The sequence below is a fragment of the Streptomyces sp. col6 genome (assembly GCF_008042035.1).
Taxonomy (GTDB): Bacteria; Actinomycetota; Actinomycetes; order Streptomycetales; family Streptomycetaceae; genus Streptomyces.
Genome location: NZ_RDBL01000005.1, coordinates 50,257 through 62,818, shown reverse-complemented (window position 1 = coordinate 62,818; position 12,562 = coordinate 50,257). Strand labels below are relative to the sequence as shown.

Below are 12,562 nucleotides of genomic sequence, written 5' to 3'. Positions count from 1 at the left end.
GAGGGTGGCCCCACTGCTCGTACGGGTGGGGCGGGGGCGCCTGTGAGGCGCTTGGGTCCGGGGCATCGCCGGAAGAATCCGCAGGGTCATGTGGTCGCCGCGGATCGACGGGATGGTCCATGGGAACTCCGCCCTGTGTAACGGAAGCTGCAACAGGCCCCGAAATCAGTCAGGTTGGGGAGGCCGACACCGGAGGGGTTCACTGCGGCCGACCCAGGCCAACCCTATGATGCTGTCACACGTTCGATCCATGGGGGGACGGTCCGTGACGGAAGCGGTGGGTGCGCGCGTGCTGATGCGCGTTCGCATTCCGGTGCGTCAAGTCCCTTGGCCTGTCCGCCGGTCCGGCCCGGCGTGCGGCGGGTGGGCCCCCGACGACCGCTCTCCTCGCGCATGACGCGGACGGGTGCGGCGGACGAGGCCTGGCAGGGGATGGTGGGCCTGCCCGGCTGTCTGCTGACCGAGGTGCCTCGGCTCGGGCGGGACGCCTCCGGGCCGTCCGGTACCGACGACGCTCCGCGGGCACAGCGGTTCGCCGCCCTCGTGTCCGCCTTCCACGCAGGAGCTGCTGCCGGACCGGACCGGGGGAGTGTCCTGCTCGGGTGGTCGCGCCTCTCGGCGTCCGGACCGGTCGAGATCCATCTCGGCGGCTCCTCGCTCATCGGCGGAGAGGTCACCGGTGACCGGGACACGGCCCTGCTCGGCCTGCCCGCCGGAGCGCGCGGGCGGCGTCTGCCGCACGGCGCCGTCGCCGCTGCCATGGACCGGTTTCCGCACTGGAGCGCCATCGCCGCGATAGCCGACGGCCTGCTGGTGGGGAACGGGGCGCCGGAGCGTGCGGCCTCCCGGCTGCGCCCCACCGTCGAGGACAGCCTTCTGGGCGTCTGGCAGGGCGCCTTCGCCTGGTTCGTCCTGGCCGAGCCGGTGGCGCCCGCCGCGCTCGACGAACTCGTCGCGGACGTTGCCGACCGGCGGCGCGGGGCGCAGTCCCGGGAGACATCCTCACCCGAACATGCCCTGGAGGCGCTGAGGTTGGAGCGTAGGCACCAGGAGATGGCCACGGCGTCGGCGACCGGTCTGTGGCGCATACGTCTCCTTGCGGGCGGCCGTACCCCCGACGACGCGCAACGGGTCGCCGCTCTCCTGTGCGCGTCGGCGGATCTCGAAGGACTTCCGTACGCGCTGAAGCCGGCTGGACGGACGGGCGGGCTGCGGACCGCGCTCGATCTATGCCTGCCCGAGCCCGCCCCCTTTCCGTTCCACGGCAGTTCGGAGCTGCTGGCGGCCCTGGCCAGGCCGCCCGCCCAGGAGGTGCCCGGCGTACGGTTCGCGATCCGTCCCGCATTCGATGTCACTCCGGAGAGCGGCACCGAGCATCCCGGTCCCGGGGCCGGCCCCCTTCGCATCGGCACGGTCCTGGACCGGAACCGGGGCCCGGCAGGGGAGTTGAGCCTGCCCCGCGCCACTCTCAACCGGCACACCTTCGTCTGCGGTGCCACGGGTGGCGGCAAGTCCCAGACCGTCCGGGGCATCCTTGAGGCGGCCACCCGGGAGGGGCTTCCCTGGCTGGTCGTCGAACCGGCCAAGGCCGAGTACCGGGCCATGTCCGCACGGCTGGGCGAGACGGACGAGGTCCTCGTCATCAGGCCCGGGGACCGCGACATGCTCCCCGCCGGCCTGAACCCCCTGGAGCCCTCCCTCCTGCCGACCGGCGAGCGCTTCCCGCTGCAGACCCACCTGGAGATGGTCCGCGCGCTCTTCCTGGCCTCCTTCGACCCGCAGGAACCCTTCCCGCAGGTGCTGAGCGCGGCCCTGACCCGGTGCTACGAGGAGCTGGGGTGGGACCTGACGCTCGGCGAACCGTGGACCCCCGGGGCGGAGCCGCGCTACCCGACCCTGGAGGACCTGGAGCACACGGCGCTCCAGGTCGTGTCGGACATCGGCTACGGCAAGGAGATCACCGACAACGTCCGGGGCTTCATCAGGATCCGGCTCGCGGGCCTCCGGCTCGGCACCACCGGCCGGTTCCTGGAGGGTGGCCACCCCATCGACTTCGGTGAACTGCTGCGGCGCAACGTCGTCTTCGAGATCGAGGACGTCGGGGACGACAACGAGAAGGCCTTCCTCATGGGGACCATCCTCATCCGGCTGGTCGAGTACCTGCGGATGGAACAGCGTGCGACGGGCCGGATCTCCTCCCCCCTCCGCCACCTGACCGTGTTCGAGGAGGCCCACCGGCTGCTGCGCCGGCCGCAGGAGGGCGGGACGGGGGCCCACTCCGTGGAGATGTTCGCGGGCCTGCTGGCCGAGATCCGCGCGTACGGGGAAGGGCTGGTGATCGCCGACCAGATCCCCGCCAAACTGATACCGGACGTCATCAAGAACACCGCGGCCAAGATCGTGCACCGCCTCCCGGCGCGGGACGACCGGGAGGCCGTCGGCGCCACGATGAACATCACCGAGCCGCAGTCCGAGTACCTGGTCACTCTCGGGCCGGGTGAGGCGGCGGTGTTCACCGACGGCATGGACTACCCGCTCCTGGTCCGTATGGACGACGGGACTTCGCGCTAGGACGCGGGAACCGTCCGCCCGGGTGACCTGGCGCCCATGGTCGCGCCCCGAAGCGGGGCCTGCGGCCCGGACTGCGCCTCGGCTCCGTGCACGCTCCGGCAACTGCGTACGGCCCAGCGCCTGTCCGAGCAGGACGAGCTGCGCATCGCCCTCTGGGCCGAAATGACCGTGGCCTCCCACCTGTTGGGCTGGATCACGCCTCTTCCCGGGGAGGCCATGCGCCATGGGCTGGCCTCGGACCGGGCCGCGGACCGGCGCCTGGTGGACTGCGCCATCGGCCAGGCGGTCGACCGGGCGGTGCACAGCCGGGCGGGAGCCGTCGGCGCTCCGCATGCCCTGGCCGAGCACGTCGCCGGCCTGATGCGGGCCCAGCTCGACGGCGACGACCCCTGCCCGGTCGGCGAGCCGCGGTGGAAGGCCGCGAAGGGCGTCAGAACGCGGCAGTACTACCACGGGCGCCACACACCGTCCGTGCTGGAGAAGGCCGTCGGCTGCGCGGACCCGTCCGAGGAGTGGGCCGGCCGGTTCGCCCGCGCGGTCGCGTGCTTCGAGCGCAAGCCGCGCAGGCCCGTTGCGGTGCCTCCGGCCACGAAGGAGAAGCCTTGAGCGAGTTGTACGGGAGTGGGTCCGGAGCGGAGACGGGCGCCGACTCCGTTGCTGTCGCCTTCGACGACGGCCCGGCCGAGCCGGTGGAGCCCGCTGAGCCTGTTGAGCCGGAGGATCTGGACGGTCCTGCCGGCCTTGCCGTGGAATCCGGTGAACCTGAGGAGCCGGAGCCGCTGGAGCCGTCTGCCCGCGAGGAGGGGGCCGAAGGGGGCTTCCTCGGGCGGGTGTTCGATGTGGCGTCGTGGTGGAGCGAGCCGGGCGAGGGGGCGGTGGACCGGCATGCGACGGTGGACCGGCCGGATTTCCCTGAAGAGAATCCGATGACAGAAGTGCGCTACGGTACGCCGCTCGATCGCCCCGACGGGGAGCGCATCCCCCTGTTCGACGGTCCCCCCGCCCGCGAGCAGACCAAGCAAGGGATCCTTGGGGACTGCGGCATCATCTCCACCTTGGGTGCTGTGGCCGGACACCGTCCGGAGGCAATTTCTCACTGCATCCGGGAGAACGGCGACGGAACGTACGAGGTGACCCTTCACCAGACAAAGCGATCCCTCTACGGTGACCGGAGCCGCTTTGCGCCGACAGGATCGGTCACCGTACTCACCGTCACGCCTGATCTTCCGGTGCAGAGCGATGCGCCCCACCGGCCTGCCTATGGCAAATCAGGGGACGGCGATGTGGCATGGGTGCCCATCCTGGAGAAGGCGGTCGCCGGCGTCGACGCGACATGGGACGAGCGCCGCGCCAGGTTGGCCGAGGGTTACACACGACATGACCTGGGGAGTCTTCCCAGTCACCGTGCGGAACTCCTTACTCAACTCACCGGCGAAACCGCGTACACGGACGACTTTCCGACCCAGTACGACATGGAAGGGCGCAGCCCTGACCGGCAGCTCCTGGAAACGTTCAGAGAGAAGCTTGCGGACGGATGTCCCGTGCTGGTCGGCACGGTGAACCTGGAGCGGGAGGGGCGCAGCCTCCCCAAGGGGCTCATCGATCGTCATGCCTACGAGGTAACCGAGGTAGATGACAGAGGGTTAATACATTTGCGCAACCCGCACAATTTGGCGCATCCGCAGCCGCTGACGGTTGCGGAGTTCAAAAGACTCATCAAGAATCGCTATACAACGATTGGATAGGCGTAATGTCCGTAGAGGTCGTTCTTGTGCACGGAATTCCCAGAGAGCGGGATAGTGTCACGTACGTCGTGCGCAGTGTTCGCGCCACTGAGGAAATCCCGGTTTCGGTGGATCTCGTCGTGGCCGCTGACCAGGAGCGGGACTATCTCTTGGGGATCGGGGACACGTTTCCTGTCCGTGAGGAGACCTGGGCGCTCGACCGCGTGGAGAATCTTCTGCAGCCCGACTGGCGGGTGGTCCTCCGCAAGGTCGAGTAGGCCGCGTCCGGTTCAGTGCGAGAAGCGGTTCAGGGAGCGGCGGTAGGTGCCCATGCCGATGAGCAGGGGCTTGGCGGGGGTCCTTCGCGGGGTGCCGGTCGTGTCTCGCTCGGGCTGCGGTGCGGCGTCGCGGGTGCCGGTGAAGACCGTGGCCGGGTGGCCGTTGACCAGGATGTCGTGGGTGGAGGCGACGCGGAGTCCGGCGTTCTCGAGGGATTCCTCGAAGGCCGGGGCGCCACGGCGGGCGCAGAGGAGGACGAAACGGCCCGTTGCCGGACGCAGGACCCGGGCGAGGGAGAGGCTCGTGGTGTCCGCGAACTCTTCGTAGGGCATGGGCAGTTCTTCGTGCTCGCCCCACGGGGGGTCCGTCACGACGACGTCCACCGAGCCGTCGGCGACGGAGGGGAGGGCCAGGGCGTCCTCGGCGAGCAGCCGGACGCGGCCGTCGCTCAGTGCCTCGGGCGGCAGGTTCTCGCGGCGCTCGGCGAGGTCCAGGTCGGAGTAGATGATCTCCCGCGCGGGCATGCCGAGCCGGGCGACGACGAAGGAGCCGCTGCCCGCGAAGGGGTCGAGGAACGTGTCGTCGGGATGCGGGTCGGAGGCCAGGACGAGCATCGAGGAGAGCTCGTGGGAGAGGGCGCCGCGGGCCTTCCTGGGCCGGGCCGGCTTGGGGAGGCGGGCGCAGAACATGAGGCTGTCCATGTCCAGGCGGCCGATGACCCAGTACTCCTGTCCGCGGCCGCCGGCCTCCAGGCGCAGCCCCGTGCAGGCGGAGATCGTGCGTTCGAGCTCCCGCTTCCGGTCGCCGCCGATGGACGCCAGCTCGCCGTCCACATGCACCATGACGCGGAAGCCCCGCGCGCGTTCCCCGGGAAGAGCGGGGAATTGGGGGGTGCGGAGCGAGCCGGTCAGCTGGGCCACATTCGCGTTGATGTCACCGCGGCGGGTCTCACTGATCACGGCGAAGGCGTTTTTCGCGAACGGGATGGACGCCACTCGTTCCATCGGTGAGGTTGAGCGGAAAAGCATGGCGCTGTCATCCTGGTATTCCGGGTGGAAGTCCTCGACGAAGTGCGTCATCGCCTCGGCGACGATCGCGCTGGTTCCGGCGGGGTACTGGATGAAATAGCGCATTCGGGAAGGCTACCGGACCGGCTCGTCACGCTTCGCCTTGTGCCGTCCGTCCCGTCCGTCTCAACCCTCCTCTTCGGACAACGGCCGCGGGGCCCACTTGCCGTCCACGTCGCGGACCAGGAAGACCGTCGCCGGCCGGCGTTCGTCACGTTCGCCTTCGGGGCTGGTGCCGGCCCACACCAGGTGGACCAGGACCGCGTCCGAGCGGTTCTCGTAGCGTTCGGCGACCCCGGCGCGGATGTGGCACTTCAGCCAGATGTCGGTGGCCGGCTGGCCCTTGAAGTAGTCGGGGTATTCCTTTCGGCTCTTTCCCGTCACATCGGCGAGCAGGACCTTGCCGCCGAGGTCCACGAGGCGCTTCTCGAGGGTGGGCGGGACGTTCGCCTGGCGGCTCTGTTCGAGGGCATGCTGGAGAACGGCGTCGCTGATGTCGCCCGCCAGCGGGTCTCCGTCCTTGGGGTGAGTGGCGGACGGTGACGGGGTGGAAGCCGTCGGCTTCGGCCGGGGTTTCGGCGTCGGCGGTGGTTCGGAGGACGTCGGTGTCGGTGTCGGAGTCGCGGTCGCGGCGGGTGGGCGGGCCGCAGGGGCCGAGTGGCGCCCGCTCATGTCGGGCCAGAGCAGCACCACCCCGACTACGGAGAGGACAGCGGACATGGAGAGCATGATGACGCCCGAGCGCTCCGCACTGCCGCTCATGTCAGATGCCCAATACTGTCGAGTCCGCTCATCCGCACGTCGGATTCCTTGACCACGTCACCGGTTTGGGGCGCCTCGATCTGTCGGTTCTTCCCCAGATAAATGGAGACATGGTAAATATCCTTGCCGCTTCCCGGCGTGGTGGAGAAGAAGAGTAGGTCCCCGGGCTTCGCGCCGGCGAGGCTTCTGGAACTGGTGACACGGACCTTCCCGCTGTCGTGCTGCGTTTGCGCGATGCTGCCGATCATGATGCCAGCCTTCGCATAGGCGTACTCGGTCAGGCCCGAGCAGTCGAAACCGTAGATGTTCGCGCCGTGTCCAATCCCGTACGAAGGCCCGTCGGGTCCCCCGCCACCCCAGGAATAGTCCACTCCCTTCTGTGACTTGGCAGCCTGGATGATTATCTTGGCCTTCCCGGTGGCGTCCACCGAACCGGAGATGTCGAGTTCGTCGTACTGGGCCTTCGCGGCCAGCACGTCTGCTACGTATTGCTCCGAGTGGTTGTACCGGAAGATCGCGTCGTGTTCCGTCTTGGACTTGGAGAAGTCGGCCGCGCCGCTTCCGCAGAGGAGCACGGCCGTGCTCAGCGCCGAGTCGAACACGTTCTGCGGGTCGGTGTCCCCGTCGTCGTCACCGTCCTGGGCGACGCTCTCCCAGGTCTGCGGGATGAACTGGGTGGGACCGACGGCACGGTCGTAGACCGTGTCGTGGTCGTACTTGCCGCCGTCGGTGTCCGTGATGCGCTGAGTGCCGTTGCTGCCGTCCAGGACAGGGCCGATAACGGGTGGCTCCACGTTGCCGTACTTGGAGCCGACCTTGTCCACGACCTTGCGGCCCATGAATGTGCCGTGGTGCGACTCGATCTGTCCGATGCCTGCCAGCAGGGTCCAACTGAGGTTCGTGCACTTGGGTTTGATCGTCAGGATGGCTTCTGCGGCATGGAAGTACGCCTCGCAGGTGGGCTTGGGGATTCCCTCGACCTCGGCGCAGTCCTCCACGGTCGGCGTGTTGCCTCCGTTCCCGCCGTCGTCGTCCTCGCCACCACCCGGGAGCATGGAGGCCCCCAGCATGATGGCGAGGATGAAGCAGATCCAGGGCAGGACCGTGGCTATGACCAAGCCTATGAGCAGCTTCTTGGTGCCGCTCTTGGGCTCGGCTTCAGGGGCTTTCGTCGTCACCTTCCACTACCCCTGGCGCCCCCCCTGCGCGGGTTCCTGTTCCCGGCTCGGGTGCCGGCCGAGCGGCGGCGGTTCTGCTGCTGGTTGCGCCTGCCGTTCACCGTACGGTTCAGCCGCTGGCTCTCGCTGCGCTGCTGGCTCCTCGTCTGCCGCATCTGGCGGGACGCGTCCCGCTGGGCGTCGCGGGTCCGTGCGCTGTCCGTGTTCTTCGCGAGGTTGCGCTTCTCCGTGGCGACCGCGTTCTTGAACCTGCTCTTGGTGACGGGGGCGTCCTTGGCGAGGTAACGGCCGGCTCGGGCCGCCCCGAGGGTGGCCCGGCCGACGCGGTTCTTCTCCAGGCGATTCTTCGCCGACTTCTTGAGCCGGTTCTTGAGCGCGGTCTTGGCCGTGGCCTGCACCGCTGCGGTCGTTCCACCGGTACCGATGGCGGCTGCCACCGTCGTACCCAGCTTGACTGCGCCCTGGACCCGGCCCTTGAGGGTCTTCTTCGGCTTTCCGCCACCCCCCTTGGCCGCACCGGCACCGTTGCCGCCCTTGGCCGCAGCGCCTCCACCGCCACCGCCGCCACCGCCGCGCCAGATCTTGCCGGCGGTGCCGGCCACCTTGCTGAACGTGGCGCGGTCCTGCTTGAGCTGGGAACCGCCGGTGGGGGCTCCGCTGAAGGTGCTGGCTCCGCCTCCGCCACCCGTCCTGGCAGCCATCTTCTGGCCGAAGTTGGTGGAGATGTTCTTGGCGGCCGCGGTGACCTTCTTCCGGAATGCCAGGAAGGCGATGGCCACGAAGTCGATGGTGAGGAACTTGATCGTCATGGCTTCGTTGGTCTCGGTCTCCAACAAGGAGATGATCATGACCAGGAAGAAGGTCAGGAACATCACCGAGAGGAAGATCGCAAGGACTACGCGGAACACCCCCGACACCCAGTTCCACATCGCGGTACGGCCGCCGCCCGGAAGGATGCCCGCGATCAGGGCGGGTTGTGCGCGGATGACCTCCATGGCCATCCATACCTGGGAGATCAGGAAGGTGATCGAGACCGAGACGACGAGCAGGACGACGATGATCGCGGCGAGGGCGATGAACCAGACGCTGAGTACGTTCTCCATGGATGCGGTGACCTGCTGGTCGTCCGACATCGCGTCCTTGGCCTTGCAGTCCGAGGCGACCTGCGCGTCCGCGGGGTCGACGTACTGCTTCCAGGCGGCGTCGTCCTTGGCGGCGTCCCGGAAGTCCTCCATGACATTCTTCTGCATCTGGTCGGTGATGGTGAGAAGACCCCACGGGCTGCCGGTGGCGTGCTTCAGGTTCTCCTTGATGCCATGCCAGGAGAAATTCGCGGAGAATACCGCGGTGAAGGAGTCCCACCAGGAGTCCCCGAGTTTTTCGTCAATGATCCGGGGCATCACGAGGCGGTTGAAGTTGTACCGGGCCAGCGTGGCTTTTCCGTAGGACTCGCTGCAGGCCTTGCTGATGGGCCGGCCGGTGTAGAGGACCCAGGTGGGGCGCTGAATGAAGGCGTCGACCAAGCCGTTGGTGATGGGCTTGCTGACGGAGGTCGCCGTCTTCTTCTTCTTATCCTGCCCGGAACAAGAAGTCGGATTGTCATCCTTGTTTCCGTCCTTGTCCACCTTTTGCTTGTCCGCGGCGCAGTTGTCTTCCAGGATCAGCGTCGACGTCACCAATGCGAGCTGCTTCGTTTTGCCGAGGATTCCAGAATCGTCGGCGTTTCCGATCAGGAAGGAGCCCGGGTTCGCGAGTGTGACCGTCGCGATCGAGGCGATGACCAGAGAGGTGCAAATCTCCATCCATCCCTTGGACCGCTGCTTGAAGAGAATCAAATAGGCGGCCCACAGGGCGACGAGGGTGAGGAAGAGGGACTCGAGCGCCAGATTGTCGATCACGTGGCTCTTGATGCTGGCGGCGATCCCCGACACCGGCTCGAGCAGTTCCTTCGCGAGGCCGAAGCCGAGCGACCACTCGACCAACCAGCAGGCGAAACCGATGACGACCTTGATGAGGCTGAAGCCGACACCGATCAGAAAGGCGTTGATCTTGCTGATGACGTCGAGCGTCCCGCCCTGGTCGACGTTGATTCCGTACGCGCTGATCGGTACGCCGTTCTGGTCGACGACGTCGAAAATGCCGAGGACCTTGCCGGCGTGAGCCTCTTCCGGCGGGATGCAGTAGAGGTTCGGGACTTCGTCCTTCGGCTTGCAGGGATCGTCCGGTGCGGCCCAGGCGTGGTGCGAGAACAGCAGCATCAGCACGATCGGTACGCCGATCAGCACCAGCAGCCGCAACCAGTGGCGGCGTTGCTGGATCACCCCCGTGAGTGCGGTCATATGCTCTGCGCCTCCACCGCTTCCATGGCGTCGATCGCCTCGACGCCTTCGGCCGGCTCGTCGAGGGTGGCGCGGCCGGGCGTCGTGTGGATCGCCTCCGCCGCGTGCTCGTCCGCCGGGATGAGGACCTTCATGCCGCCGATGCGCTTCTTCAGGTCGTAGTAGAGACACTCACCGGAGCGCAGCAGCCGCTCGTCGTCGGAGACGTTGATCGGCGACAGGTTCTCGGTGACCAGCTTCAGCAGCTCCGGGTCGGTACCGTCCAGCCCCAGGAACTCCAGACCGCGCGCGGCCAGTTGGCGGTTGCGGTGGCGGAAGAGGAAGCGGTGCGAGACCAGACCGCGGATCTTCTCGCCGTACTCGGAGTTGGCCGGGCCGACGTCGTACGGGTCGTGAGAGCCGGCGAAGGCGCCGCAGCCGTGCTTACGGCCGTCGTTGATGATCTCCAGGAGCAGTTCCGTACCCTCGGCGGACGAGGTCAGCCACCAGCACTCGTCGAGGAAGACCCCGACGAACTCCTCGGGGTCGGCGAACGCGATCTCGCGGCAGAGCGCGGCGACCAGGTACATCAGGCGCCAGCCGAACTTCTTCTCGACCTCCAGGCTGGACAGCCGGTGGCCCTCCAGCTCGGTCTTCTTGGGCAGCCCGATGTTGGCGGCGGAGAAGATGATCGTGTCGGCGTCGGTGATCTCCACGATGGGGAGGGTCGGGTCGAAGATCACCCGGCCCAGGTCCTTCTTGGCCAACGAGCGCAGCTTGCGCGCCAGTTCACTCGCCGCCGCGCGGACGTTGTGGTCGTCCGGGTCCTGCGGATCGGCGGTGTGAGCGCGCTCCGTCAGCGTCTCCAGGAGCAGCTTCATGCTGGGGTCGGGCGCCTTGTGCGTGGCGTCGATGGCGTCTGCCAGGGTGACGCCCTCGGTGCTCATCGAGGCGATGTCCAGCAGCGGGGTCAGGAAGGACTCGGTGTAACGGGCAGCGCGCGGGCCCTTGAAGACGCGCAGCGGGTCCAGCGAGACCGAGGCGTCCTCGTCGACGGTGATCACCTGGGTCTCACCGGGGCAGGCGCGCGCGAAGCGGGCCCATTCCTGCTGGGGCGTACGGTCGATGGCCAGCGCCCGGCCGCGGCTGCGGGAGCGGCCGACGCGGCGGCCGGTGGTGAGGATCGAGTACATCGCGGTCTTCATGGCGACCGACTTGCCCGAACCCAGCTCGCCGATGAACACGGCCGAGGCCGAGGCGTTCATGCGCGGGCCGAGACTGAAGTCGACCAGGACCGGCCGGGCGCCGCCGCCGTTGAGCTGGAGGCCGAACAGCGAGCCGCCGTCGTCGCCGAGCGCCTGGCCGCAGAAGGGCAGGGCCATGGCGAAGTCCTTGGCCAGCAGGAACTGGGCGTAGTCGTTCATGACCCGGGGGGTGGGCGTGCCCGGGAGCATGCTGTGGAACAGGGGCGTCTGCTCGCCGATCGGGCGGACCAGGGTGTAGTCGTTCCCCCCGAAGTGGTTGATCAGGGCGGAGGCCTTCTCCTCGGTCTCCTCGGGGGTCTGGCCCCAGACACAGGTGACGACGCTGGCCCGGATCTCGACCTCGGTGGAGGACGAGGTGAGCCGGGAGCGGTACTCGTTGAGCGCGCTGCTGGCCTTGTCCAGGCTGGCCGGGACACCGGCCGTTTCCCCGTCGTACTCGCCGCGCTGATGGGCGAGCTCGCGGGCCTGCCGACGGGACTTCGGCTCGGCCTTCGAGCCCTGCTCGATGTGCAGCCGGACCGCCCAGTCGACCGGGAACCCGAAGTCGTCCAGGGCGGCCAGGTACTCGCTTCCCGGGAAGGCGAAGGCGTCCGGCATCTCGGACAGGATCGAGAAGGACTGGTAGCTGTCGCCGAACTCGGTGCTCGACTTGACGTAACGGTGCCGGAAGGGATTGAGCGGAACGCCGCGGCGCTCCTCGATGCCGTCGCTGCGGCCTCCCTCGTCAAGGATGACCTCGGAGTACGCGGCGACGGCCCGCCCGCGGCCCATCACGGCACGCGGCTCGTCGTACTCGGGGAGCAGCGGTTCGGCCAGGCCCCGGCGCGCGGAGTGACCGTAGATCCAGAGGATCTCGCCCTCGGTCGCGGGCCGGAGCCGGATGGCGGACGGCCAGGTCGCCGCGAGGTGTCGGGCCTGTTCGAGCCGACGCTTCTCCTCGGCCTTGTTGACCGGGGTGGTGGGGAGCCCGAGGGTGTTCATGATCTCGTAGTGGGTGGACGACAGGACCGCCATGGCGCCTTGCTTGAAGTCGGTGTGCTTCATCGGGACGGCCAGGAAATCGACCCGTCCCGAGAGCTCCATCTCCTCCAGTTCGTCCAGGACGCGCAGGGAGAGATCCACGTACTCGGGGGACGCGTCCAGGTCGATACCCGCCGTCATGCGGGTGACGACGCTTGCCGCGTCGACCTGCGGGCAGAGGCTCAGGAGCAGAGCCTCGCCCTTGATCGACTTGAACAGGGCCTCGAGTGCGTTGAGCCGCTCGTGCTTGGCCGCCTTCGAGGCGTGGCTGTAGTTGTCGGATTCGACCCGCCACACGGCCCACACCGTCGCGTTGGTGGTCCAGATCAGATGGCCGCTGATGTGGCGCACGGGAAGACGCATGGCAGTTCATCCATC

9 protein-coding genes are annotated in these 12,562 nt (G+C 68.1%); 4 read left to right on the top strand and 5 right to left on the bottom strand.

The window, feature by feature from the left end; translation table 11 throughout:
* The first annotated feature begins 393 nt into the window (after positions 1-393).
* Genes EAO73_RS03805 through EAO73_RS03795 form a run of 4 tightly spaced genes read left to right on the top strand, consistent with a single transcriptional unit; the run spans position 394 to position 4,573 of the window.
* A complete protein-coding gene (locus EAO73_RS03805; protein WP_224756174.1) occupies positions 394-2,571 on the top strand; it encodes an ATP-binding protein in 2,178 nt (725 codons plus the stop codon).
* A gap of 36 nt (positions 2,572-2,607) precedes the next feature.
* The gene (locus EAO73_RS36330; protein WP_224756173.1) at positions 2,608-3,177 is read left to right on the top strand and encodes a hypothetical protein; all 570 of its coding nucleotides are present in this window, start codon (positions 2,608-2,610) and stop codon (positions 3,175-3,177) included.
* A complete protein-coding gene (locus tag EAO73_RS03800) occupies positions 3,174-4,316 on the top strand; it encodes a C2 family cysteine protease (protein WP_147970081.1) in 1,143 nt (380 codons plus the stop codon). The genes EAO73_RS36330 and EAO73_RS03800 overlap by 4 nt, the downstream gene beginning before the upstream one ends.
* A gap of 5 nt (positions 4,317-4,321) precedes the next feature.
* Entirely contained in the window at positions 4,322-4,573 is a 252-nt protein-coding gene (locus tag EAO73_RS03795) for a DUF6406 domain-containing protein (protein WP_147970080.1), read from the top strand.
* Between the two features lie 12 nt (positions 4,574-4,585).
* Here the strand turns inward: EAO73_RS03795 and EAO73_RS03790 are convergent, their stop codons facing one another.
* From EAO73_RS03790 to EAO73_RS03770, 5 genes are read right to left on the bottom strand one after another with little or no spacing between them, the layout of a single operon-like run.
* Positions 4,586-5,707: a TRM11 family SAM-dependent methyltransferase gene (locus tag EAO73_RS03790; RefSeq protein ID WP_147970079.1), complete on the bottom strand. Its 1,122-nt coding sequence runs from the start codon at positions 5,705-5,707 to the stop codon at positions 4,586-4,588.
* A 60-nt stretch (positions 5,708-5,767) separates the two neighbouring features.
* Entirely contained in the window at positions 5,768-6,403 is a 636-nt protein-coding gene (locus EAO73_RS03785; RefSeq protein ID WP_147970078.1) for a hypothetical protein, read from the bottom strand.
* Positions 6,400-7,581, bottom strand: a complete 1,182-nt coding sequence (locus EAO73_RS03780; protein WP_147970077.1) for an NlpC/P60 family protein — start codon at positions 7,579-7,581, stop codon at positions 6,400-6,402. Before EAO73_RS03780 ends, EAO73_RS03785 begins: the two co-directional genes overlap by 4 nt.
* Positions 7,578-9,920 (bottom strand): hypothetical protein, encoded by a 2,343-nt coding sequence (locus EAO73_RS03775; protein WP_147970076.1) that lies wholly within the window; start codon positions 9,918-9,920, stop codon positions 7,578-7,580. The genes EAO73_RS03780 and EAO73_RS03775 overlap by 4 nt, the downstream gene beginning before the upstream one ends.
* A complete protein-coding gene (locus EAO73_RS03770) occupies positions 9,917-12,547 on the bottom strand; it encodes an ATP-binding protein (protein ID WP_147970075.1) in 2,631 nt (876 codons plus the stop codon). The genes EAO73_RS03775 and EAO73_RS03770 overlap by 4 nt, the downstream gene beginning before the upstream one ends.
* Positions 12,548-12,562 lie beyond the last annotated feature (15 nt).

What these genes read in the sequence shown, in the direction of transcription:
- EAO73_RS03805 (WP_224756174.1), top strand. Translation starts at nt 394, where the DNA reads ATGACGCGGACGGGTGCGGCGGACGAGGCCTGGCAGGGGATGGTGGGC.
- EAO73_RS36330 (WP_224756173.1), top strand. Translation starts at nt 2,608, where the DNA reads ATGGTCGCGCCCCGAAGCGGGGCCTGCGGCCCGGACTGCGCCTCGGCT.
- EAO73_RS03795 (WP_147970080.1), top strand. Translation starts at nt 4,322, where the DNA reads ATGTCCGTAGAGGTCGTTCTTGTGCACGGAATTCCCAGAGAGCGGGAT.
- EAO73_RS03790 (WP_147970079.1), bottom strand. Translation starts at nt 5,707, where the DNA reads ATGCGCTATTTCATCCAGTACCCCGCCGGAACCAGCGCGATCGTCGCC.
- EAO73_RS03785 (WP_147970078.1), bottom strand. Translation starts at nt 6,403, where the DNA reads ATGAGCGGCAGTGCGGAGCGCTCGGGCGTCATCATGCTCTCCATGTCC.
- EAO73_RS03775 (WP_147970076.1), bottom strand. Translation starts at nt 9,920, where the DNA reads ATGACCGCACTCACGGGGGTGATCCAGCAACGCCGCCACTGGTTGCGG.
- EAO73_RS03770 (WP_147970075.1), bottom strand. Translation starts at nt 12,547, where the DNA reads ATGCGTCTTCCCGTGCGCCACATCAGCGGCCATCTGATCTGGACCACC.